Genomic DNA, 22,275 nt, shown 5'->3' on the forward strand with positions numbered 1-22,275 from the left:
CGGGACAGGCCTAGCGGCTGCTGTCCATGTGCAGGTCCAGGCCCGGGTCCACCACCGGCGTGCGGGGCGCGGCCTTCTTGGCCGCAGGCGCATCAAAGCTCAGATGCAGCAGGGGGTCCTGTGCCGCAGGCGTGGCCTGCACGGCCGTTTCGGCCAGTTTGGGGGCAGGGCAGCCCAAGGCATCCAGGCGGGCTTCCATGGCGCGCAGCAGCACGCGCATCTGGGCGTGTTCGTCACGCAGGGCGCGGTTCAGGCGTTCCTGGCTGCGCAGCATGTAGAATTGTACGGCAAGCATGCCGAGAAAACAAAGAAAAATAAAGAGCATCAGGGAAAACATGGGGCGGCCTCGCGGATATTCTGGCGGCCGTCGTGCCCATGTTTCCGGGGCTGGCCGCAGCTCCGCTTATATACATTCGGACGCGGCAGGGCAAGATGCCGCAAGGAAGGAAAATGGCAACAGCAAAGATCGAACCGCATATGGTCATGGCCGATGCCCAGGGCAATATCTATGATGATCCCGACCTGCTCATGGTCTGCCGTCGCGGCGAGGAATGGGGCACGCCCCGTCCTGACGAACTCATGCCCCTGCCCGAGGAGAGCGAGCTCTTCCTCCTGCCCGGACGCCGGGCCGTGGGCCTGAACCCCGAGACCGGCGAGATAGAGTGTACCGAGGATCTGGCCGTGGCCGCCTTTGCCGCACCGGCCCATACGCTCTCCGCCCATCCGGCCTACACCAGCGATGCCGACGCCCCCCTGCTGCCCTTGTTCGCCTATGGCGCCGTGGGCTTCGCCAAGGGGCGCTTCTACATCTGTGCCCGCAAGGTGGATGCCGACCAGCGGCAGGAATTCCGCCACATCCCGCGTTCCCGTATCGAAAAGAACGTGCGTGTCCTGCTGCGCCAGTTCCCCAAGAACCGCCTGGTGGGCCACATCCTCGAAGACTGCGTCATGAAGTACGACTGCCCGGCGGCCCGCAACTTCGCCCTGGGCCGCTTCGAGGCGCCCCTGCCCAGCTCGCGCACCTGCAATGCCCGCTGTGTGGGCTGTATCTCCGAGCAGGACAAGGATTCGCCCATCAACGTGACGCCCCAGTGCCGCCTGACCTTCACCCCCACCCCCGAGGAACTGGTGGAGGTCATGAGCTTCCATGCCAGCCGCGAGACGAAAACGCCCATCTATTCCTTCGGGCAGGGCTGTGAGGGCGACCCCCTCATGAATCCCGACCTGCTGGTGGAAAGCGTGCGCCTGTTCCGCAGCCGGGGCGGTGTGGGCACGGTCAACTGCAATACCAACGCCTCCCGCACCGAGGCCGTGGAACGTCTGGCCCAGGCGGGTCTTTCCAGCATCCGCGTCAGCCTCAACAGCGCCCGGCCCGAAGTCTACGAGCGTTACTACCGGCCCCATGGTTACAGCTTCGACGACGTGCGCCGCTCCATCGCCGTGGCCCGGAAGAACGGCCTCTGGGTTTCGCTGAACCTGCTTTTCTTCCCCGGTGTCACCGACAGCGAAGGCGAGCTGGAAGCTCTGGCCCGTCTGGTGGGCGAGAACGGCGTGAGCATGATCCAGTGGCGTAACCTCAACATCGACCCCGAATGGTATCTGGGCCTCATGCGCGGCATCGACCACGGCCCCATCATGGGCCTCAGCCTGTTCATGAAGCGCCTGAAAAAGCTCTGCCCCTGGCTGCGCTTCGGCTACTTCAATCCCTATGTGGGCGAGAAGGCCGAGCTTACGGCGCCCCTGCCCGGGCAGTGGCAGATGCCAGACCTCTCCGTGGCCGACGCGCCCCTGGCCGGGCCCGCCTTGGAAGATGCCGCCGGGGAGGCGGACGCGGAAGCTGGAGCATAGTTTTTGAAGGAGAAGGTTGGGTATATTCCGGGGGAGGAGGGCGCTTTTGAAAAAGCGTCCCCCTCCCCCGGGCCTCCTCTCCCCGTAAAACTTTTGCTCTGGTGCGGATGGCAGGTCCCCGTCCTTGGCTTGCGGGGAGAGATTTCGTTTCGTTATCGGGAAAGGGGAGAGCGCGAGCGTCTCCCGTGCCTAAAAGAGAGGAAGCTGCCGGAGTAATGGCAAGACGGTTTCCGGAGCATGGCATCGTTCAGGCACGGCAGCAGGGGCGGACGTTGCAGCACACGGGCGGGAGGCTCATCCGTGAGGCGACAGAGGCGCGGAGCCCGGGTGAACAGACAGGCTCAGGGCAGGTACAGATAACGGGCAGATATTCCAGCCTGTTTCCCGGGCGGGATGTTTTTGATGGGAAAAATAATGTTTTTAGTCGGATATAAATATTTTTCGTCGGGAGACGGTCTTTTGCTTGACGCACGTCCTGTTCTTTTATAGCTTCTTTTTGAAATTGAATTTCTTTTTCTAAACATCCAACGGCGGCCATGCCGCCAGGGAGTTGTCATGAGCAAAGTCCTGATCGTTTTTGGTTCCAGCACCGGCAATACCGAGGGCATCGCCCAGAAACTGGAAGAGATCATCGCCGCCGCAGGCCATGACGTCACGCTGAAAAACGCCGCCGACGCGGATGCCGCCGGTCTGGCCGAAGGCTATGATGCCGTGCTGCTGGGCTGCTCCGCCTGGGGTGACGACGAGTTGGAGCTGCAGGACGATTTCATCCCTCTTTATGAGAACATGGAAGCCATGGGCCTTTCGGGCGTCAAACTGTCGGCGTTTGCCTCCGGCGACAGTTCCTACACGCATTTTTGCGGTGCGGTGGACGCCATCGGGGCCAAGGGCAAGGACCTGGGTGCGCAGATCGTGGCTGAGGGGCTGAAAGTGGACGGTACCGTCAGCGATGCCCCTGATGCCGTGCAGGAATTTGCGGCCGCTGTTCTGGCAGCATTGTAGCCGCAAAGGGACCCCGGCCTTCGCCGGGGCGCGTCCTGTGCCTTGCGCGGAGTCTGGCCATGGACTCCGCGCTTCTTTATGTCCTGTCCCGTTTTCAAGAGGCCTTGAGCATCCCGGGCCTTGCCAGCCGCAGACAAACATCGTAGCGTGCCGCCATTATCTTTATTGTGGAGGTCTGTATGGCGATTCTAGTTTGCGGCGGTGCGGGCTATATCGGTTCCCACGCGGTCCATGCTCTGGCAGCGGCCGGGCAGGAAGTCGTGGTGGTGGATAATCTCCAGACGGGCCATGCCGCCGCCGTGGCGGGCAAGGCTGCCTTCGTACAGGGCGACATCCGTGATGCCTCCTGCTTGGACGACATCTTCCGCCGTTTCCGCATCGACGGCGTCATGCACTTCGCCGCCGATTCGCAGGTGGGCGAGAGCATGGTCGCCCCCCTCAAGTATTTCAACAATAACGTGGGCGGCATGCAGAGCCTGCTGGAAGCCATGGTCCGTCATGGTGTGGGCCGCATCGTCTTCTCGTCCTCGGCGGCGGTCTACGGCGAGCCCGACAGCGTGCCCATCAGCGAGGATGCCCCCACCCGGCCCACCAATCCTTACGGGCACAGCAAACTGATGATGGAAGCCATGATGCGCTGGGTCTCGGCGGCCCACGGCATCCGCTATGTCTCCCTGCGTTATTTCAATGTGGCCGGGGCCCTGGCCGACGGCAGCATCGGTGAGGACCACAGCCCCGAGAGCCATCTCATCCCTCTGGTCCTGCAAGTGCCGCTGGGCCGGCGGCCGCATATCACCATCTTCGGTGATGATTATGCCACGCCCGACGGGACCTGCATCCGTGACTATATCGCCGTCACCGATCTGGTGGACGCCCATGTGAAGGCCCTGGACCATCTGCAGCGCGGCGGTGATGACCTTATCTGCAACCTGGGCAACGGGCAGGGCTTTTCCGTGCGCGAGATCGTGGACTGCGCCCGCAAGGTGACCGGTCACGAGATCCCCGTGGTCATGGGGCAGCGGCGCGCGGGCGATCCGGCCCGTCTGGTGGCTTCCGCCCGCAAGGCGCAGCAGGTGCTGGGCTGGCAGCCGCAGCTGGGTGTGGAGGCCATCATCGAATCGGCCTGGCGCTGGCACCGGGAACATCCGCACGGTTATGGCGAACGGCAGTAAGGCGGCATCCTGGCGGGGCGTCAGCCATGCGCCGTTCCTGTGGCGGAGGAGCCGCCGCAAAGGACGGTAGTGGCAGGCTGACCTGCCAGAAAAAACAACGTGTTATCCGGGGAGGCATGAGCCTCCCTTTTTTTATGGCCTCGCGCGGGCTTGCTTTTCTTTTGAGGCGCCGCTATCTTAATACTGATAACTTGTACTGATAGGAGGTGCCATGTACGGCTATCCCTGCGCGCGACGCGCCTTTTCCTTTGCCATCCTGACGCTGGCCCTGGTCCTTTCCGGGACCGGTGCCGCGGCTGCGGAACTTTCCCGCCCCACCTTTGACCCCTTACGGGAGAAAGCCCCCATGAATAATGACGGATTCCGGATCATTGCCCGCGGTGATGCCGCGGTGCCGCCCCTGACGCCCCGCGAGGCGGACATCATCCTCCGCAAGGCCACGGAAGCCCCGTGGTCCGGTGAATACGAAAAGAACACGGCCGCCGGGACCTATCTGTGCCGCCAGTGCGGCGTGGCCCTGTACCGCTCTTCGGACAAGTTCGATTCCGGGTGCGGCTGGCCAGCTTTCGACGATGCCCTGCCGGGCATGGTGCGCCGTCAGCCTGATGCCGACGGCCACCGTGTGGAAATCGTTTGCGAGCACTGCGGCGCCCACCTGGGGCATGTTTTTGAGGGCGAAGGCCTGACGGCCAAGAACACCCGCCATTGCGTCAACTCCCTGTCCATGCGCTTTGCGCCTGCTGGCAGTGAAAAGGAAAAGCTGGGCCTGGCCCTGTACGAACAGGTGCGCAACACCCAGGTGGCCGTGCTGGCGGGCGGCTGCTTCTGGGGCGTGGAAGATGCCCTGAGCAAGCTCCCCGGTGTGGTGGACGTGCGTTCCGGCTACACGGGCGGCCATACCGACCGGCCTTCCTATGAGGACGTCTGCCGGGGCGATACCGGCCATGCCGAAGCCGTGCTGGTGCGCTTTGATCCCAAAAAGATCAGCTATGAGGCCATCGTACGCCGCTTCTTTGAGGTCCACGATCCCACCCAGCTGGACAGGCAGGGACCGGACGTCGGCAGCCAGTACCGCTCTGCCATCTTCTGGCTGGACGAGTCCCAGAAGCGGACGGCCCAAAAGCTCATGGATGAGCTGCGCGGTCTGGGCTATGACGTGGTGACCCGTCTGGAAAAGGCCGGGGCCTTCTACGAGGCCGAGGCCTATCATCAGGATTTTGCCCGCCGCACGGGCCGGGGTGGCTGCCATCTGGCCGTGCCCCGTTTCGAGCGCCGCGCTGACGGCAGCCCGCGCTAGGGAACTTGCCGCATATCCATAAAAATAAAAGGCAGGCACGCCGCGATGGTGTGCCTGCCTTTTCGTGTTTTTTGTTTTCAGGGGAGGCGGAATTGGGGTTGCGCCATCTCCCTTGAAGGGCTGCCGTTTTTTTGTGCCTGATTTTGTGCGGAGGAAGGGGCTCCTTTCTCGCCAGACAACGGAGATCCTCCCGCCGGACAAGGCCCCTTTCTAGGCCTTGATGCGCCGGACCAGCGGCGCCAGGCAGAAGATGGCCACGCCCACCACCACGATGGGCGACAGGGCCCAGCGCAGATCGAACTGGTGGGAAAGGAAGCCCACCATGGGCGGGCAGCCCAAAAAGCCCAGGAAACTGAGGGACGAGACCAGCGAGATGGCCACGCTGGGCGGCACGCGCGTGGACTTGCCCGCCAGGCTGTAGCAGAGCGGCACCACGGAGGCCATGCCGAAGCCCACCAGGGCCAGCCCCGCCGTGGCGGGCAGCAGGTCGGGCCAGAGCAGGGCCAGGCTCAGGCCGGCGGCGATGCAGAGACCGCTCAGCTGGAGCACGGGCGTGACCCCGAAGCGGTTCACCAGACCGTCGGCCAGCAGGCGGCCCGTGACCATGGCACACATGCAGGCCAGGTAGCCGGCGCGGATGAGGCTCTCGCCCGGCTGGACCACCTGGGCGAAATAGACGGAGCTCCAGTCATACATGGCGCCTTCCGTGGCCATGCTGCCCAGGGCGATGCAGCCGAGCAGGGTCAGATAGAGGTCGGGGCGGAAGGAGCGCTTCCCGCTTTCGGGCGCTGCGGCGCCGATGCGCACTTCCCGGGGCATGGTCCAGGTGCGCAGGCAGCACAGCGTCGCCAGCGTGATGACGAGGATGGCGACAAAGTGGGGCAGGGGCGCCACGCCCAGCGGCGCCACGATGGAGCCGATGATGCAGCCGGCCACCCCGCCCAGGCTCCACATGCCGTGGAAGGTGGCCATGATGCTGCGGCCGTAAAGGGTCTCCACGCCCACGGCCTGGGCATTGAGGGAGATGTTGAGCATATTGTTGGCAAAACCGAAGCCCAGCAGGGCCGCGGCCAGCCAGTGCGGGCTGCCGGCCAGGGCCAGGGAGAGCAGGGCGCAGGGCATGAGCATGAGCCCCAGCATGATGATGCGGCGGCTGCGGAAGCGGCCGATGAGCCAGGCCGTAGGCGCGATGGAGAGCATCTCGCCCAGAGGGGCGGCCAGCAGGACGCTGCCCAGGGCCGCGTCGCTCATCTGCAGGGCGGCCTTGATGTCCGGGATGCGGACGGCCCAGGAGGCGAAGACCATGCCCATGACGAAGAAAAAGGCATTGATGGCGGTACGATAGAAGGCCCGGGGCGTACGCGGCAGGATGCGGGCCGCGGCCAGGCGGGGAGTGGAGATGGTCAGTTCCATGACGTATCCTCGATGAAAGCACTGGCGCTCTCCAACAGGACTGTTTGAGCGCACAGGCAACATCTATGCGCATTGCCTCGCCTTGAAAAGTATTTTTTTGCGGGGGGCTCCGGCGGGCATGCTGCTGCTCCTGCTCAAATCTGGTCATCCGCTCTTCTGGGGGATTCAGAGCGGGAGCCCCGGCATATCCCGGTTTTCCTGCGGCGCGGGCGTTGCATCCTGCGCCGGGCTTGCGTATGGGGAACGGCATACGGAGGTCGTCATGACAAAAAAGATCGTTTCCTGCCTGTTTGCCCTGGTCCTGCTGCTGGGCGGCGCCTTCCCGGCCGCAGCTCTGGAGATCCATATCGACAACAGCCAGGCCCTGGGCGGGAGCCTGGCCCTGCGCTACCTGCGCACGGACGGCGTGTGGGTCACGAAAGGCTGGGTGAACTTCGGCCCGCACAGCAAGCAGACCGTGACCCTGGAGACCTGGGAGCCCGTGTTCTACCTGCATGTGGAAGTAGGCGGCGGCGCGTCCGTGGAGCTGCCGGGAGAGAAGCACCGCTTCTGGGTGGTCCGGGACGTCTTCGAGCTGGAGGGGGATGCCCGTCCGGCGCGTGGCCAGCAGGCGGATTTCATCAAGGTGGAGGTGCGGGGGGACGATCCCCGTTTCACACTGCGCTTCTGATCCGGGCCGCCGTTGTGGCGGACAGGACAGCACGGCAATGAGCGTGCCGCAAAAAAGGCAGCCTTTCCGGTGACCGGAGGGCTGCCTTTTTTTGACGGAAGATCTTTTCCGCTAGCGGCAGTTGCAGAGCGTCCTGTCGCGCAGGGAGGGCAGGCGGATGCCGCCGCGCGTCAGTTCTAGACGCAGTTCGGCAAGGCGGCGTTCGATGGCGGCGGGCAGGCGCACACCGGCATGACGGGCCCAGACCTGGGGCGAGACGATGTCCACGCCGCCGTTGGCCAGGTCATAGGTAATGATCTCGTTACCGGCAAAGGCCCCCTGGGCGGTGGCTTTGACGATCTCGAACACGGCGCGGTCGGCCCGCTTGACGATGCTGGTCAGCATGAGCTTGGGCGCCAGGAATTGCTGGTCCTTGTCCACGCCCACCAGGGGACGCCCCTGGGCTATGGCCGCTTCCACGGCGCCCAGTCCCGAACGCCCGGCCAGCACGGCCAGGGCATTGATGTCCAGCCCCAGCAGTTCTTCGGCCTTGGCGCGGCCTTTGTCAGGGGAGCTGTAGCTGCCAGCCACCCCATTGATGACGCGCGCGCCCGGGCTTTCCAGCCGGACACCTTCCACAAAGCCGTTGAGCATGGATTTCAGCTGCGGGTCGTCTTCCCCGGCCAGCCAGCCCAGAGTCAGTTCATCGCTGTTGGCGCGTGTCCGGGGGGCGGGCAGCAGGCCGTGCTTGTGCAGCTGAGAGAGCAGGGCACCGGCCAGGAAGGCGGCCTGCTCGTCGGCAAAGGTCACGCACATGATGTTGGCGGCGCGGATGCCCGTATCGATGCAGCCGAACTTCGTCTGCCGGAAGTTGGCGGCATTGTTGCGCAAGATCTCGTGCAAGCGGGCCCCGGAGAGCAGGACGAGGTCGGCCTGCCGGGCGGCGGCTTGGAAGATGCCCTCCTGCGTCAGGCCGTTGCTGCCCTGGGGCGGGGCCACCACGACGGCTGTGCGGACGCCCAGCTCCTTCCGGGCCTGCTCCAGCCCCTGGCGCAGCAGATCGTTCCAGCCCTGGTCGGGGGCCGCATCTTCCAGCAGCAGAGCTACGCGCAGAGCCGGGGCCTCGCTGGCCGGAGCCGCCAGGACGGCGGAAAAACAAAAAACGGACAACAGGACGGACAGGCACAGCAGCCGGGTGATATCAAAGCATTTTTTCATGTCAGGCTCCCGGCGGCATACTAGCAGGGGGGGGAAAAGGCCACAAGCGCCCTGGGAGTCTGCCGGAGAAAAATTGAGTAATCGAACAATTTGCATAGTAAAAAGATTGTATTTAACAATATACTGTTTTTAAAAGATAAAAATAATAATATGAAAGATTTTTTGCTATTTTTGAGGCATTTTTCCTGCCGTTGGGCATTTTTCTGTGAAAAAAAGCACTAGGCAAGCTGTGAAACTTGTGCTAAGTCTCCTGCTCAGGAAACGTGTACTCGTGTTTCGTTCCTGCGTATGGGTTGCGCAGGGGCGGGATGCAACTCCTTGGGACATTGCTTGGAAGGATACGTTATGTCTGCATACGAGCTGCCTGCATGGCTTGACACCCGGTTCATCGAAAACGCGCTCAGTCGTACGGCTGCACCGGATAAGGCGGAGCTTCGGGATATTCTGGATAAATCTCTGGCTCTGAAGTCACTGACCATTCAGGAAGCGACGGCTCTCATGCGGGTGACGGATCCCGAAGACGTTGCCCTGATGATGAAAACGGCGGATGCGGTCAAGCAGAAGGTCTACGGTGACCGTATCGTGTTGACCGCTCCGCTGCACATCTCGAACCATTGCGGCAGTGAATGCCTTTATTGCGCCAATCGCAAGAGCAATACGCTCATCCAGCGCAAGTACATGACCTCGCCCGAGATGCGCGAGGCCGCCGGCAAGCTGATCCGTCAGGGCCACAAGCGCATCGTGCTGGTCTCCGGCCAGCTGCCCAATGCCGATGTGGAATACCTGGCCGAAGCCATCAGCATCATGTACACCGTGTTCGACGGCCACGGCGAAGTCCGCCGCGTCAACGTCAACGTGGGGCCGCTGAATGCCGATCAGTACAGCGTGCTGCTGGATGCTGATGTGGGCAACGTCCTGATCTATCAGGATACTTACCATCCCGATTACTACAAGGCCGCCCATGTGGCCGGGCCCAAGAGCCATTACGAAAAGCGCCTCAACGCGCCTGAAGTGGCCCTGGGCGCCGGTGTGCGCGATGTGGGCCTCGGCCTGCTGCTGGGCCTTGCGCCCTGGCAGTTCGATGTGCTGGCCACCATGCTGCATGTGGCCCATCTCAACCGCCTGTTCGGCGCCGGCGGCCACACCATCAGTATGTTCCGCTTGCGTCCTGCGCCGGGCAGCCTGTTCGTGCCCCCGCATCCGCTTTCGGACGACGAGTTCCTGCGCTGTGTGGCCATCATGCGCCTGGCCGTGCCCCATGCGGGCGTCGTTGTCACCACGCGTGAGCCTTCCGGCCTGTGGCGTGACGCTTGCAGCAGCGGTGTCTCCCAGGTGTTCACGGGCAGCGTGGGCAGCGCGTACGAGACCTGGAGCGAAAAGCCCGGTCCCGACGGCATCCCCTTCCCGCTGGGCGAAGACACCCATCTGGACGAAGTGGTGCGCTTCCTCATGGAAGAGGCCGAGCACCTGCCCTCGTTCTGTACCGCCTGTCCCCGTCTGGGCCGCAGCGGTGCGGATTTCATGAGCATGGTGCGCGAGTGCGGCATGCGCAGCCAGTGCAGCCCCAACTCCATCGCTTCTTTTGAAGAGTTCCTGCTCAATTACGCGACGCCCTACACCCGTGAAGCGGGTGAACGCCTGATCGCCCGCAAGCTCCCGCAGATGAGTGATGTGGAGCGCGGCGCGGCAGAACGCCTGTTGCAGAAGGTCAAGTCGGGCCGCATGGACGAATTCATCTAACAGGCAGCGGCCAGGGCCGTTCTTCAGCGAAACCGCCGCCACCGACTGCCAGAAGGCAGACGGTGGCGGTTTTTTATTTTTGTTGGCATAGTCCGTTATCCTGTTTTGCCCAACCCGGGCCACAGACAGGAAAAAAAGGGAGACGCCGTGGCAAAACTCACTGACCGTATCTTTTTTGACAAGCAGGACAGGGACATCCTCGTCCTGGTCAACCGTATCCTTGAAGCGCCCAACGTGCCCTCGCGGGACAATCTTTTCAATCCCGAGCTGCATCCCCACGGCATCAAGGAGCTGGTCACTTCTCCGGCCTCCCGCATGGCCTATGCCGTCATCAACCTGCTGCGCAATCTGGAGGTCGGCGGCTCGCGTGACCGCCTGCTGGCCCTGCAGACCCTGTATGACGAGGTGCTGACCAGCGCCCATTCGGCCCTGCGCCGCAATACTGCCCGTGCGCTCATGCAGATCATGAAGGACATGGTGCGCGCCCACGGTGACGAGACCCGCCAGCTCATGCTGGCCCATGATTTCCGCAGCACTGCCCTGGGTACGCCACGCGTGGTGCGCCGCATGCTGGCACGCTATCATCTGCCCGAGATGCCCGAAGCCTGGAATCAGCTTGCCTTCGACGACCACGTCTATGACGTGAACACCAAGGGCCGCAAAACGCCCACCCACCTCATCATGGACGCCTGGATCAAGGGCCTGCGTTCCATCACGGTGGTCTACGACAACAGTGTGGATCTGGAGGCCGCCACCGAGGTCATCCATGCGTCGGGCATCGTAGGCATCTCCGTGCGCATCGGCCTGGAATTCAGCGTGCCTTTCTATAACCGCTTCGTGAACCTGGTCTGGATGCCGCGCGGTTTCAGTTCCGGCAAGGGCTTTCTGGACTTCTTGCGCAGCCCGCAGATGCGGGTGATGCTGGAGAAAGGGCGTGAGGTACTGCATTGGCGGCGCGAAGTGGCCCTGCACACCCTGGAAGTCTGGAACGAGGACGAGCGCCCGCGTCTGGAGAAGCTCTGGGGCGTTTCGGTCCCCCCCATGGGCCTGGAGGAATTCCTTGATTTCGTGGGGCGCGGCCACGCCTCCCTGCTGCGCCTGGCCGAATACCTGCACAAGCATATCCAGCCCAGCCTGCATGCCCGGGCCGAGATCCTGCGTGCCCGGCATGATGATCCCGAGGCCATGGAAGAATTGCAGCGTCTGGACAATCTGGGTCCCGATGACGTGCAGGCCCTGTGGCTGAACCCGAACCACAACCCGCGCATCCCCAATACGGAACATCCCGGTGCCTGTGAGAACCTGCCGGAACTGATGTGCATGAGCGCTCAGGTGATCTCGGCTTATCTGAGCGGCCTTGCCACGGGTAACCGGCTGATCCTGGGCACCGAAGGCCTGAGCGTGGAAGACGTGGTGGAGCTGCTTTGGGACTGTGAAGGGCGCATCACCCATCTGGAGCTCTTCAACATGAAGAGCTGGGTGGAGGGGCACCTCAACAATATCGCGGCCATCAACGAATTGCAGCGCGTGCTCAACCAGGGCCTTGCCCCGCGCATGAAGCAGATGGTGCGCCAGATGATCCGGCAGATGGAGATGGCGGGCGACGACGAGCGCCTGGAAAAGTTCCATGCCATCCTGCGCGACATCCCCAAGCTCTGGGCCGCCTATCGCCACGAGCCGCTCAAGTCGCGTCTGGGCAGCAATTCGGCCAGCCGTTCACGTTCGTACGGCATGGGCCTGGCCATACGGGAGACGCTGCCGCGCCGGGCCCTGCTGGCCATGAAAAAGTCTGGCAGCCAGCAGTCTGCCATCCCCATCTATTCACCGGTGGAAGAGCAGATCCGCTACAACGAGCCGGAAAACCCCTCGCCCGGGCAGCGCCTGCTGGCTCATTTCCGCTTTTTGCCGGGCTGTGACCATCTGGGCATGGAGCGACGCCGCGTATGGCGGGCGGCCAGTGAGGATTGCCGCGTCAGCAACCGGGGCAACATGGTCAACCTCGGCGGCCTGAGCCCCTTCCGCGGCAATGGTCTGACCGATGCGCCGCAAGGAGAGGAGGCCAAGCCCAACGGCCAGTACCTCAACAGCAATCTGAGCAATTGCCTCAAGGTACTGCTGGGCTTCATCCCGGCTTTCGTTTCCTTCATCTATACACAGGACTGGTGGTTCCTGGCTTGGTTCGGCACCTTCATCTGGTTCGGCATCACCGGTGTGCGCAACGTAGTCCAGATGGTCATGGCAGCCCGCGGTGCCAAGCGCAGCACCCTGACCCACTGGAAGGAGCACGTCAGCGTCAAACGCATCTGTGACTCGCTCATGTACACGGGCATCTCGGTGCTGCTGCTGGAGGTGATGATCCGCGTCTGGCTTCTGGAGGACTGCTTCGGTGTGACCGTGGCGGAGCAGCCGGTGGTGGTCTTCACCGTGCTGAATATCGTCAATGGTTTCTATATATTCGCGCACAACGTCTACCGGGGGTTCCCCCGTGAGGCGGCCATCGGCAACCTGTTCCGCAGTGCCTTGGCCATCCCGGTCTCGTCCCTGTACGACTTCATCCTTTTCCACTTGCTGCTGCTCTGGGGCATCGCCGATCCCCATCTGTATCTGGTGCCCAGCGCGGCCGTCATCTCCAAGATGGCCTCGGATACGGTGGCGGCCATCATCGAAGGCTATGCCGACAGCCAGGTGAACCTGCGCATGCGCCGCTGGGACTACGAGAGCACCATCAAGCGCATCTTCGACTGCTACACCCAGCTGGAGCTGCTCTTCCCCCGCGAGGACGCCTTGATCTGTCTGGCCCGTCCCGGTGGTCTGCGCGGACGTGGCGGTGAGGAGGCCCAGCGCCTGGAGCGCATCCTCATCATCTGCGCTCTGGACCTGATGTATTTCTGGTTCTACCAGCCGCGTGCCCAGGAGGCTTTCCGGCACAAGGTACGCTCCATGGCCGAGGCGGACAGGGCCGTGCTGCTCAGCGCCCAGCTGGTGCTGATGCGCGAACGGGAAGTGAGCCAGTTCCTGGTGGACGGCCTGCTTGGACGTAATTTCTCGAAACCATTGGCTTTCTTCCTTGACAGGCGCAAGGAGTATCTGCGCCTCATGGCGCGCATCTGCATCCTTTCAAAACCCCGCGAAGCCCCGGCCTGCCCGGTTCTTTTTGGGGAAGACAAAAAAAGTTGAATCTATTTTATAAAATCTTATTGCCATGGCGGGGCTGGTCGCGTATGTTGATTCCAGTACATCCATAAACGTTTCCAAACCGGGCTCGGACGGGGATCCAGACCGTTCAGATGCCCAAACCAAGGAGTTGCACAATGAGCACGGATGTCAAGAGCATGCATATGGGCCAGATCACGTCCTTCTTCATTCCCACCGTGACTCTGGTCGGCCAGAACTGCTCCACCCAGATCCCCGATCGCCTGAAGAGCCTCGGCGGCAAGAAGCCGCTGATCGTCACCGACCAGGGCATCGTGGCCGTGGGCATCCTGAAGCAGATCACCGATATCCTTGACGCCGCCGGCATGCAGTATGCCGTGTACGACAAGACCGTGCCCAACCCCACGGACAAAAACGTTGAGGAAGCCACCGAAGCTTACAAGAGCAACGGTTGCGACAGCCTGATCACCCTGGGCGGCGGTTCTTCGCATGACTGCGGCAAGGGCGTCGGCTTCGTGGTCGGCAACGGCGGCAAGATCCACGACTACGAAGGCGTGGACAAATCCAGCAAGCCCTTCCCGCCCTATGTGGCCGTGAACACCACCGCTGGTACCGCCTCTGAAATGACCCGTTTCTGCATCATCACCGACACCTCCCGCAAGGTGAAGATGGCCATCGTTGACTGGCGCTGCACCCCCAGCGTCGCCATCGACGACCCGGTCCTGATGATGGGCATGCCTCCGTCCCTGACCGCCGCTACCGGTATGGACGCCCTGACCCACGCCGTGGAAGCTTATGTTTCCACCGCTGCCACTCCCATGACCGACGCCTGTGCTGAAAAGGCCATGGAATACATCAACCGCTACCTGCGCCGCGCCGTTGCCAACGGCAAGGATATGGAAGCCCGCGAAGGCATGTGCTACGCCCAGTACCTGGCCGGTATGGCGTTCAACAACGCCAGCCTGGGTCACGTGCACGCCATGGCTCACCAGCTGGGCGGCTTCTATGACCTGCCGCACGGCGAATGCAACGCCATCCTGCTGCCCCACGTGTGCGAGTACAACCTGATTTCCAGCCGCCGCCGCTTTGGCCGCATCGCCAAACTGCTGGGCGAACGCGTGGACGGCCTGAGCCCGACCGACGCTTCGCAGGCTGCCATCAAGGCCATCCGCATCCTGTCCAAGGACGTGGGTATCCCGGAAGGCCTGATCGCCCTGGGCAAGAAGTACGGCAAGGAAGTGAAGGAAGAGGACATCCCCACCATGACCGCCAACGCCCAGAAGGACGCCTGCGGTCTGACCAACCCGCGCATGATGAGCGACGCCGCTGTGGCCGCCATCTACAAGGCCGCCCTGTAGTCCTCGCTGCATAGCTGCATAATGGAGGCCCCCGGGAAACCGGGGGCCTTTTTGCATTTTGGCTTTAGCTTGTCGGGCGTCACGGTGCGAAATGAAAAACCACCCGCATGGCAGGTAGTTTTGATACTATGGCCGGAGTATTTCCGGATGTTGGAGATGGCGCGGACACGGCAGGGCGATATGCCCCGTTGCGGAGGGCACTGCCTTTCCCCGCCGCAGTTTTTCAAAGGCGCATGCCGGAAAAAGCGGAGGGCAGGGAAGGGGCCCCTTTACCCGGCGGAGCTCCCCTTGTGATGCGGCATCACACGAACATCCCCGGCCGGGCGGCGCGGCAGACGGCCCCGGCCACGGCATCAGCGGCCAGGGCCCCCAGCAAAAGTTCATTCCAGGGGCCGTGCCCTTCGGGCAGGGGCTGCTTGCTGGCCAGCGTGAACACGATATCGCCGTCGAAGAGCATGTGCGCGGGGATGATATGCCGGGCCAGACCGGTGGCGGCCATGCGGGCCAGACGGCTGCACTGGGTCTTGTCCAGGGGGACGTTGGTCGCCACCACGGTGAGCACGGTATTGCCGGTAGGGACCTGCCCGGCCAGAGCATCCAAAGCCTGCGCATGGGGCACAGGCGTCCCGTTGGGGAAGCGCCCTCCGGCCAGGAAATTCCCCTGGGCATCGTAGACATTGCCCAGCGCATTGAGGACCACCAGGGCCGCCACCTGTATGCCCTCCCGTTCCAGGCACAGGCTGCCCAGGCCGCTCTTGTCCGAAAGATCCAGCGGCTTGCCCGCGTCATCCTGGCAAAGGCAGAACAGGCGGCCGCAGCGGGCCCCGCAGGCGGCCCCCACAGCCCCTTCGGCCAGCGGTGCCGCAGAGGCCGCCCGGGCTGCGGTATATCCCATGGCCGCATCGGGCAGCACGCCGGGCCGGGCATTCATGTCCAGATCGTAGATGACGGCCCCCGGGACGATGGGGATGACGCCGTGCGGCATGGCGAAGCCATGCCCCTGTTCGCGCAAGAATCGCATGACACCGTCGGCAGCGGCCAGTCCGAAGGCGCTGCCCCCGGCCAGCAGCAGGCCGTGCACGGTGTCCACCTGGGATTCGGGCCGCATGAGCTCGGTCTCGCGACAGCCTGGGGCGAAGCCGGGCACGGCGATGCCCGGCGTGAAACCCTGCGGGCAAAGAATGGCGGTGCAGCCGGTGTGGTTTCGGTCATCCGTGGCGTGGCCTGCCAGCAGGCCGTCGATGGCGGTCAGGGTGGTATTGGTCATGGAAACTCCTCTGGTGGAGGTTGGCGGCTGTCCCCGTGCGGCCATGCGTCTGCGGTCGGGACAGGGGAGCATGGGACGAATCTTTCATGTTCGGGTAAAAAAGGAAAGTCTTCCCTTGCGGGGATGCGGTCCGCAGTCCGGGCTGTACCGGGAAGGGGAGGTGAAAGACGGGACATAAACAGGGCGATCTTCGGATGTGGACGAAGAAGGGCGCATTGGTACATGACGGGCCGGATATCGTACCGGAGAAGTGAGGGCGCAACCGTTGCCGCGCTAGGGTAGCCTATAAAGACAGAGCCCCGCGCGAACATAACGTTCGGCGCGGGGCTCGTTGTTTTTCGGCAGATGGTGCGGATCAGGCCAGCATGTCCAGGAAGTACTGGTGCAGGCGCAGGTCCGGGGTCAGTTCGGGGTGGAAGGAGGTGGCCAGCACATTGCCCTGACGCACGGCCACGATGCGCTCACCGCGGTCGGCATCCAGACGGGCCAGCACCTGCACGCCCTCGCCCACGCGGCTGATGAGCGGGGCGCGGATGAACACGGCCCGCAGGGGCTCACCGGCCAGGCCGTCGATGTGCAGGTCGGTCTCGAAGCTGTCCACCTGACGGCCGAAGGCATTGCGGCGCACGGTGGCGTCCAGCACGCCCAGACGCGGCTGGTCAGAGCCTTCGATCTCCTTGCAGAGCAGGATCAGGCCCGCGCAGCTGCCGTAGACGGGCATGCCGTCCAGGATGCGCTGGCGCAGCGGTTCCAGCATGTCCCATTCCACCAGCAGCTTGCCGATGGTGGTGCTTTCACCGCCGGGGATGACCATGCCCTCAAGGCCTTCCATGTCCTTGAGCTGGCGCACTTCGCAGACGTCGGCGCCCAGACGGCGCAGCGCTGCGGCATGTTCGCGGAAGGCCCCCTGCAGGGCCAGGACTCCGATGCGGGCCATGCTACCAGCCCCGCTCCTGCATGCGTTCGGCCGGCGGGATGGTGGAGATGTCGATGCCCACCATGGGTTCGCCCAGGTCGCGGGAGATCTCGGCCAGCAGGGCGTAGTCCTTGTAGTTGGTCACGGCCTGCACGATGGCGCGGGCACGCTTGGCCGGGTCGCCGGACTTGAAGATGCCGGAGCCCACGAACACGCCGTCGCAGCCCAGGTGCATCATCATGGCGGCGTCAGCGGGGGTGGCGATGCCGCCGGCGGCAAAGTTCACCACAGGCAGGCGGCCTTCCTTGCGCACGGCCATGCAGACTTCCAGGGGAGCGCCGTTTTCCTTGGCAAAGTTGGCCACTTCGGCTTCGGGCAGGGAGCAGAGCACGCGGATCTCGTCCATGACCTGGCGGCAATGGCGCACGGCTTCCACCACGTTGCCGGTGCCGGGCTCGCCCTTGGTGCGGATCATGGCCGCGCCTTCGGCGATGCGGCGCAGGGCTTCGCCCAGGTTGCGGCAGCCGCAGACGAAGGGCACGGTGAAGTCGCGCTTGTCGATATGATAACGGTCATCGGCGGGGGTCAGCACTTCGCTCTCGTCGATGTAGTCCACGCCCAGGGCCTCGAGGATGCGGGCTTCCACAAAATGGCCGATGCGGGCCTTGGCCATGACGGGGATGCTCACCACTTCCATGATGCGCTTGACGATGGTGGGGTCAGCCATGCGGGCGATGCCGCCGGCGGCGCGGATGTCGGCCGGGACGCGTTCAAGAGCCATGACGGCGCAGGCGCCGGCTTCTTCGGCGATCTTCGCCTGTTCGGGGGTGGTCACGTCCATGATGACGCCACCCTTGAGCATTTCTGCAAGACCGGTCTTCAGGCGAATGGTGCCCTGTTCCATATCTTCTACTCCTTCGGCACCGTCGTGCGGTGCGCTAAGTTGCGTGGGGCCGTTAAAGGCCAGAAGCGCGTTATATGCCATATCGTTGCCAGTGACAATAATCCGGGCCCGGCCTGCGCTTTACGGCAGACAGGCCGTGCCCGCCTCAGGGAAGGTTCGGAGCTTGTTCTGACAAGATGGACGGCAGTTTTCCGTGCCCGCACGCACAGTCTGCGGTCTGCATCGCCGTCGCGGTTGGTCGAGGTAACGGCAGCCGCCGGAAAAGATCAGGAGCCTCCCCTGAGGAAAAGCTTTTCCGCAAGTCATGGCGGGGCAGGGAAGCTCCGAAGATGTCAGGGAATGACGGCTTTTGCCTTGCAATCGTGTCCCCCTGTGGCGTATGCTAAAAACTCCAGCTTAACCAAGGATGATACATGTCTGCACTCTGTATCCGTGTCCCCGCCCTGCGTGGTCCCCTGCCCGGAGAAGCACTGCTTTTGCCCGCGGAAGGGTCCTGTCCTGTCTTGCGTCTGTGGCCCGGTCTGCCGGAAGAATTTTCCCGTCCTGCCGCCGGAGGGCTGACGGCATCCGGCCGTCGTGCCGTGACCGTCGCGGCCCCGGCTCCCGAGGGGCCGTGGCATATGCCGGAGGATCTGCCTTTTTCGCCGCGTGAAGCCGCGGCCTGTCTGGATGACCTCCAGCGCATGGGGGATGCCGCCCTTTCCGGCCAGCCGGTGGGGACTTTGGGCGCCGACGTGGGACGTGCCCGCCGCAACAGCGCGGAAAGCGCCCTGCGTGCCGGCTTGATGGCCGACGGCACCCTGGAGACGGCCCAGGCCCTGGAAGCTGCCCGCGAAGAGCGGGAAAAGGCTTGTGCGGCCCAGCGCATGCTGCTCTGGAGCTGGCTGCAGGAAGAGCGCCTGGCCGAACTCCAGGCCCTGAGCTCCAGCCTGAGCAGCAGCAATGCCCGTCTGCAGGCCGCGCTGGACATGGATCCCGCCGATCTTGACGAGACGGCCCTGCTGGCGGGCGATGCCCGCGATACGGAAGCCGCCCTGGCCACGCTGGCCACTCTCAACAGTCCCGTGCATGTGGACGACTCCCTGCTGCCCGCCTGGCCCCGTCTGCTGGACGCTGTGGTGCGCTTTGCCCCGGCGGACTGCCTGTTGCTGGCCGAAGGCCGCATGCGCCGCGACCTGCTGGACGGTCAGGGCGAACTGGAATTCCAGCCCCTGCCCGACGACAGCCCCCTGCGCCTGTGCGATGCGGAAGGAAACGCCGTATCCCTGTTGCATGCGCGCGCCCCCCTGTGGCGCATCCTCGGGCGTCCGCGTGCGCCCCGCTGCTGCCCCGGCTGGCAGGAAGAACGCACTGTAGTGCTGCGCGGGGACGACTGATGGGCAAACTTTTCCCGCACGGCCTTACCGGCATCATCTTCGACTGTGACGGGGTCATGATCGATTCCCGCACCGCCAACGCCATCTTTTACAATAAGGTGCTGGCGGCCTTGGGACTGCCGCCCCTGACCCCGGAGCAGGATGCTTATACGTTCATGGCCACGGCGCGGCAGGCGCTGGAATACATCGTGCCTCCCGAGATGCATCAGCGCATGTATGAAGTGGTGCGGACGGAGGTCATCTATTCGCGCGACATCGTTCCCCTGCTGCAGATCTATCCCGGTTACCGGGAATTCCTCGAGCTCGCGCACAGTCACGGCATGCGTCTGGCCGTGCATACCAACAGAACTGCGGAAGGGATGCAAAGGGTTCTGGACTTTTTGGCGTTGCCCTCCTATTTTAATCCTGTAGTCACGGCGACGGAAGCAGCCCCCAAGCCCGCCCCCGATGGTGTGCGGCTGATCCTTGAACAGTGGGGGGCCGATCCTGAGCAGGTGCTTTTTGTGGGCGACAGTCCCAACGACCAGAAAGCCGCCACCGCCGCAGGCGTCGTGTTCGCGGCATTCGGCGGGGAATTGCAAGGCCCGCTCGCGGCAGCCGGTTATGACGAACTGGCCGGGCTGCTGCAAAATGAATGGGAGTAGGCATGTTTTTTGTACAGAATGTCATCCTGGCCGTGGTCGATCTGCTGGCCATAGTCCTCAATCTGTATTTCTGGGTTGTCATCGTGGCGGCCGTGCTCTCGTGGGTGCGTCCCGATCCCTACAACCCTGTGGTGCGCGCGTTGCGCACCCTGACGGAACCCGTGTTCTACCGGGTGCGGAAATGGTTGCCCTTCACCTATACCAACGGCATCGATTTCTCGCCTGTGGTGGTGCTGCTGGTCATCCAGCTCATCAACCGCATCGTCATCGCATCACTGGCCCAGTTTGCCGCTACTCTGGTGTAGCAGCGGTTTGTCGTAACGGGCGCCATACTGGGCGCCGAACATCTAACGCTGGAGATTTCTTATGGATCAGCATGAAATTGAACTCATCGAACAGCTACTGCCCACTGATCCGGAGCTGAAATCCCTATGGGAAGACCACGTCATTTACAGCAAGCAGGTAGAAAAGCTGGAAGCCAAGTCTTTCCGTACCCCCACCGAGGAACAGACCCTGAAGCAGCTTAAGAAACAAAAACTTGAAGGCAAAACCAAGCTCATGGAGCTCTTGGATAGCCATCGCGCCGGAGCATAACTGCTGGCGCAGGAGTTGACCCTATGGAACTCACAGGTGCGCAGATTCTCCTTGAATCCCTTAAAAAAGAAGGTGTTGATGTACTGTTCGGTTACCCGGGCGGTGCTGTGATTGATATTTATGACGAGTTGCCGCGGCATCCGGAATTGAAACATGTTCTGGTGCGGCATGAACAAGGGGCTGTGCACGCGGCTGATGGCTATGCCCGTGCCTCCGGCAAGGTAGGGTGCTGCCTGGTCACTTCCGGACCTGGCGCCACCAATACCGTTACGGGCATAGCCACAGCCTACTGTGATTCCATTCCGCTGGTCGTCTTCACGGGACAGGTCCCCACGCAGCTCATCGGTAACGACGCCTTCCAGGAAGTCGACATCGTGGGCATTACCCGTCCCTGTACCAAACACAATTTTCTGGTGAAGGACGTGCGCAACCTGGCCAAGACCATCCGCCAGGCCTTCTATCTTGCGCGCTCCGGTCGCCCCGGGCCTGTCCTCGTGGACCTGCCCAAGGATATCATGCAGGCCCGTACGGAATTCGTCTGGCCTGAAGATATCTTCATGCGCAGCTATAATCCCACCTACAAGCCCAACCTGAACCAGCTGCGCCGTACGGCCGAAGAGCTGGCCAAGGCCCGCAAGCCCATCATTCTGGCGGGCGGCGGCGTCATCATGGCCAATGCTTCGGAAGTCCTTTGCGAGCTGGCTCACGAGCTGAACATCCCTGTGGCCACCACGCTCATGGGTCTGGGCGCCTTCCCTGCCAACGGCGACCTGTGGCTGGGCATGGTGGGCATGCATGGTACCTACGCTGCCAACATGAGCATCAACCATGCGGACCTGCTGGTCTGCGTGGGCGCGCGCTTTGACGACCGTGTGACCGGCCGTCTGCAGGACTTCGCTTCCCATGCGCGCATCGTGCATATCGATATCGACCCCACCTCCATCCGCAAGAACGTGGAAGTGGATGTGCCCGTGGTGGGCGACTGCCGCCAGGCCCTGGAAGGCATCCTGGAGATTTGCCGCGCCAAAATGGCCGATACCGACTGGTCGGGCATGCATGCCGACTGGCTGCAGACCGTGCACGAATGGAAGGCCAACCATCCGCTGGCCTATAACAAGAATGGCCACATCAAGCCGCAGCAGGTCATCGAGACCATGTACTCCATCACCAAGGGCGATGCCATCATCGCCACCGAGGTGGGGCAGAACCAGATGTGGGCCGCGCAGTTCTATACCTTCACCAAACCGCGCACCCTGCTGACCAGCGGTGGTCTGGGCACCATGGGCTACGGCTTCCCCGCGGCCATCGGCGCGCAGTTCGCCTTCCCGGACAAGCTGGTCATCAACGTGGCCGGTGACGGCTCCATCCAGATGAACATCCAGGAACTGGCCACCGTGGTGCAGAACAAGATCCCGGTCAAGGTGGTCATCCTCAATAACGGTCATCTGGGCATGGTCCGCCAGTGGCAGGAACTCTTCTACAATCGCAACTACAGCCATACCAATATGGAGGCCCAGCCCGACTTCGTGAAGCTGGCTGAGGCCTACGGCGCCGAAGGCTACCGCATCAGCAAGCCCGAAGAGCTGGAAGACGTGCTGCGCAAGGCCCTGACCTCGCCCAACCCGGCCTTCATCGACGTCATGGTTGAGCGCGAGGAAAACGTCTATCCCATGGTGCCCGCCGGGGCCGCCCTGGATGAGATGCTTTTGGTGTAGAGGAGGGAC

Annotated in this window: 19 protein-coding genes; 13 read left to right on the forward strand and 6 right to left on the reverse strand. The window is 63.1% G+C overall.

The features are described from left to right. Positions 1 to 10 precede the first annotated feature (10 nt). A complete protein-coding gene (locus tag ACQRBR_RS03140) occupies positions 11 to 337 on the reverse strand; it encodes a hypothetical protein (RefSeq protein ID WP_168934494.1) in 327 nt (108 codons plus the stop codon). 113 nt (positions 338 to 450) lie between these two features. Here ACQRBR_RS03140 and ACQRBR_RS03145 point away from each other — a divergent pair, with 113 nt between their 5' ends. The 4 genes from ACQRBR_RS03145 (at position 451) to ACQRBR_RS03160 (ending at position 5,319) form a co-directional block, all read left to right on the forward strand. Then, on the forward strand, positions 451 to 1,848 hold the full coding sequence (locus ACQRBR_RS03145) for a radical SAM protein (RefSeq protein ID WP_427812295.1): 1,398 nt from the start codon (positions 451 to 453) through the stop codon (positions 1,846 to 1,848). A gap of 555 nt (positions 1,849 to 2,403) precedes the next feature. After that, complete coding sequence (locus tag ACQRBR_RS03150) at positions 2,404 to 2,850, forward strand: flavodoxin (RefSeq protein ID WP_427812296.1); 447 nt, start codon at positions 2,404 to 2,406, stop codon at positions 2,848 to 2,850. Between the two features lie 179 nt (positions 2,851 to 3,029). Next, positions 3,030 to 4,022 carry a UDP-glucose 4-epimerase GalE gene (gene galE, locus ACQRBR_RS03155; protein ID WP_427812297.1) on the forward strand — a complete coding sequence of 331 codons (993 nt, stop codon included), beginning with the start codon at positions 3,030 to 3,032 and terminating at the stop codon, positions 4,020 to 4,022. Between the two features lie 211 nt (positions 4,023 to 4,233). Then, the gene (locus ACQRBR_RS03160) at positions 4,234 to 5,319 is read left to right on the forward strand and encodes a bifunctional methionine sulfoxide reductase B/A protein (RefSeq protein ID WP_427812298.1); all 1,086 of its coding nucleotides are present in this window, start codon (positions 4,234 to 4,236) and stop codon (positions 5,317 to 5,319) included. Between the two features lie 210 nt (positions 5,320 to 5,529). Here ACQRBR_RS03160 and ACQRBR_RS03165 read toward each other — a convergent pair whose 3' ends face one another. Continuing rightward, positions 5,530 to 6,732, reverse strand: a complete 1,203-nt coding sequence (locus ACQRBR_RS03165; protein ID WP_427812299.1) for an MFS transporter — start codon at positions 6,730 to 6,732, stop codon at positions 5,530 to 5,532. Between the two features lie 262 nt (positions 6,733 to 6,994). Between ACQRBR_RS03165 and ACQRBR_RS03170 the strand changes: the two genes are divergently transcribed. After that, positions 6,995 to 7,402 (forward strand): hypothetical protein, encoded by a 408-nt coding sequence (locus tag ACQRBR_RS03170; RefSeq protein ID WP_427812300.1) that lies wholly within the window; start codon positions 6,995 to 6,997, stop codon positions 7,400 to 7,402. A 111-nt stretch (positions 7,403 to 7,513) separates the two neighbouring features. Here the strand turns inward: ACQRBR_RS03170 and ACQRBR_RS03175 are convergent, their stop codons facing one another. Continuing rightward, positions 7,514 to 8,599, reverse strand: coding sequence for a BMP family lipoprotein (locus ACQRBR_RS03175; RefSeq protein WP_427812301.1), 1,086 nt, complete (start codon positions 8,597 to 8,599; stop codon positions 7,514 to 7,516). 345 nt (positions 8,600 to 8,944) lie between these two features. Here ACQRBR_RS03175 and hydG point away from each other — a divergent pair, with 345 nt between their 5' ends. The 3 genes from hydG to ACQRBR_RS03190 all read left to right on the forward strand — a co-directional run bounded on the left by hydG (position 8,945) and on the right by ACQRBR_RS03190 (position 14,850). Beyond that, entirely contained in the window at positions 8,945 to 10,339 is a 1,395-nt protein-coding gene (gene hydG, locus ACQRBR_RS03180) for a [FeFe] hydrogenase H-cluster radical SAM maturase HydG (RefSeq protein ID WP_427812302.1), read from the forward strand. A 147-nt stretch (positions 10,340 to 10,486) separates the two neighbouring features. Continuing rightward, positions 10,487 to 13,516 (forward strand): hypothetical protein, encoded by a 3,030-nt coding sequence (locus tag ACQRBR_RS03185; RefSeq protein WP_427812303.1) that lies wholly within the window; start codon positions 10,487 to 10,489, stop codon positions 13,514 to 13,516. A gap of 134 nt (positions 13,517 to 13,650) precedes the next feature. Continuing rightward, positions 13,651 to 14,850, forward strand: a complete 1,200-nt coding sequence (locus ACQRBR_RS03190; protein ID WP_204625164.1) for an iron-containing alcohol dehydrogenase — start codon at positions 13,651 to 13,653, stop codon at positions 14,848 to 14,850. Positions 14,851 to 15,151: 301 nt separating this feature from the next. On the opposite strand, the gene ACQRBR_RS03195 is transcribed toward ACQRBR_RS03190, so the two are convergent. The 3 genes from ACQRBR_RS03195 to pdxS all read right to left on the reverse strand — a co-directional run bounded on the left by ACQRBR_RS03195 (position 15,152) and on the right by pdxS (position 18,018). After that, positions 15,152 to 16,117, reverse strand: a complete 966-nt coding sequence (locus ACQRBR_RS03195; RefSeq protein WP_427812304.1) for a P1 family peptidase — start codon at positions 16,115 to 16,117, stop codon at positions 15,152 to 15,154. A gap of 355 nt (positions 16,118 to 16,472) precedes the next feature. After that, the gene (gene pdxT / locus ACQRBR_RS03200) at positions 16,473 to 17,054 is read right to left on the reverse strand and encodes a pyridoxal 5'-phosphate synthase glutaminase subunit PdxT (protein WP_278900346.1); all 582 of its coding nucleotides are present in this window, start codon (positions 17,052 to 17,054) and stop codon (positions 16,473 to 16,475) included. Between the two features lies 1 nt (position 17,055). Next, the gene (gene pdxS / locus ACQRBR_RS03205) at positions 17,056 to 18,018 is read right to left on the reverse strand and encodes a pyridoxal 5'-phosphate synthase lyase subunit PdxS (RefSeq protein WP_427812305.1); all 963 of its coding nucleotides are present in this window, start codon (positions 18,016 to 18,018) and stop codon (positions 17,056 to 17,058) included. Positions 18,019 to 18,350: 332 nt separating this feature from the next. On the opposite strand from pdxS, the gene ACQRBR_RS03210 reads away from it, so the two are divergent. From ACQRBR_RS03210 to ilvB, 5 genes are all read left to right on the forward strand, one after another. Beyond that, positions 18,351 to 19,313: a hypothetical protein gene (locus ACQRBR_RS03210; RefSeq protein WP_427812306.1), complete on the forward strand. Its 963-nt coding sequence runs from the start codon at positions 18,351 to 18,353 to the stop codon at positions 19,311 to 19,313. Then, complete coding sequence (locus ACQRBR_RS03215) at positions 19,313 to 19,957, forward strand: HAD family hydrolase (protein WP_303878191.1); 645 nt, start codon at positions 19,313 to 19,315, stop codon at positions 19,955 to 19,957. Before ACQRBR_RS03210 ends, ACQRBR_RS03215 begins: the two co-directional genes overlap by 1 nt. Before the next feature lie 2 nt (positions 19,958 to 19,959). Beyond that, the gene (locus ACQRBR_RS03220) at positions 19,960 to 20,262 is read left to right on the forward strand and encodes a YggT family protein (RefSeq protein WP_040369507.1); all 303 of its coding nucleotides are present in this window, start codon (positions 19,960 to 19,962) and stop codon (positions 20,260 to 20,262) included. A 61-nt stretch (positions 20,263 to 20,323) separates the two neighbouring features. Continuing rightward, entirely contained in the window at positions 20,324 to 20,551 is a 228-nt protein-coding gene (locus ACQRBR_RS03225; RefSeq protein ID WP_168934480.1) for a DUF465 domain-containing protein, read from the forward strand. Positions 20,552 to 20,574: 23 nt separating this feature from the next. After that, positions 20,575 to 22,266: a biosynthetic-type acetolactate synthase large subunit gene (gene ilvB, locus ACQRBR_RS03230; protein WP_168934479.1), complete on the forward strand. Its 1,692-nt coding sequence runs from the start codon at positions 20,575 to 20,577 to the stop codon at positions 22,264 to 22,266. Positions 22,267 to 22,275 lie beyond the last annotated feature (9 nt).

Origin of the sequence: Desulfovibrio sp. SGI.133, from assembly GCF_050313955.1 — a bacterium.
GTDB lineage: Bacteria > Desulfobacterota > Desulfovibrionia > Desulfovibrionales > Desulfovibrionaceae > Desulfovibrio.

Bases quoted from the DNA above. Each gene is read 5' to 3' on its own strand.
- ACQRBR_RS03140 (WP_168934494.1), bottom strand. From the start codon at position 337: ATGTTTTCCCTGATGCTCTTTATTTTTCTTTGTTTTCTCGGCATGCTT.
- ACQRBR_RS03145 (WP_427812295.1), top strand. From the start codon at position 451: ATGGCAACAGCAAAGATCGAACCGCATATGGTCATGGCCGATGCCCAG.
- ACQRBR_RS03150 (WP_427812296.1), top strand. From the start codon at position 2,404: ATGAGCAAAGTCCTGATCGTTTTTGGTTCCAGCACCGGCAATACCGAG.
- galE (WP_427812297.1), top strand. From the start codon at position 3,030: ATGGCGATTCTAGTTTGCGGCGGTGCGGGCTATATCGGTTCCCACGCG.
- ACQRBR_RS03160 (WP_427812298.1), top strand. From the start codon at position 4,234: ATGTACGGCTATCCCTGCGCGCGACGCGCCTTTTCCTTTGCCATCCTG.
- ACQRBR_RS03165 (WP_427812299.1), bottom strand. From the start codon at position 6,732: ATGGAACTGACCATCTCCACTCCCCGCCTGGCCGCGGCCCGCATCCTG.
- ACQRBR_RS03170 (WP_427812300.1), top strand. From the start codon at position 6,995: ATGACAAAAAAGATCGTTTCCTGCCTGTTTGCCCTGGTCCTGCTGCTG.
- ACQRBR_RS03175 (WP_427812301.1), bottom strand. From the start codon at position 8,599: ATGAAAAAATGCTTTGATATCACCCGGCTGCTGTGCCTGTCCGTCCTG.
- hydG (WP_427812302.1), top strand. From the start codon at position 8,945: ATGTCTGCATACGAGCTGCCTGCATGGCTTGACACCCGGTTCATCGAA.
- ACQRBR_RS03190 (WP_204625164.1), top strand. From the start codon at position 13,651: ATGAGCACGGATGTCAAGAGCATGCATATGGGCCAGATCACGTCCTTC.
- ACQRBR_RS03195 (WP_427812304.1), bottom strand. From the start codon at position 16,117: ATGACCAATACCACCCTGACCGCCATCGACGGCCTGCTGGCAGGCCAC.
- pdxT (WP_278900346.1), bottom strand. From the start codon at position 17,054: ATGGCCCGCATCGGAGTCCTGGCCCTGCAGGGGGCCTTCCGCGAACAT.
- pdxS (WP_427812305.1), bottom strand. From the start codon at position 18,018: ATGGCATATAACGCGCTTCTGGCCTTTAACGGCCCCACGCAACTTAGC.
- ACQRBR_RS03210 (WP_427812306.1), top strand. From the start codon at position 18,351: ATGTCTGCACTCTGTATCCGTGTCCCCGCCCTGCGTGGTCCCCTGCCC.
- ACQRBR_RS03215 (WP_303878191.1), top strand. From the start codon at position 19,313: ATGGGCAAACTTTTCCCGCACGGCCTTACCGGCATCATCTTCGACTGT.
- ACQRBR_RS03220 (WP_040369507.1), top strand. From the start codon at position 19,960: ATGTTTTTTGTACAGAATGTCATCCTGGCCGTGGTCGATCTGCTGGCC.
- ACQRBR_RS03225 (WP_168934480.1), top strand. From the start codon at position 20,324: ATGGATCAGCATGAAATTGAACTCATCGAACAGCTACTGCCCACTGAT.
- ilvB (WP_168934479.1), top strand. From the start codon at position 20,575: ATGGAACTCACAGGTGCGCAGATTCTCCTTGAATCCCTTAAAAAAGAA.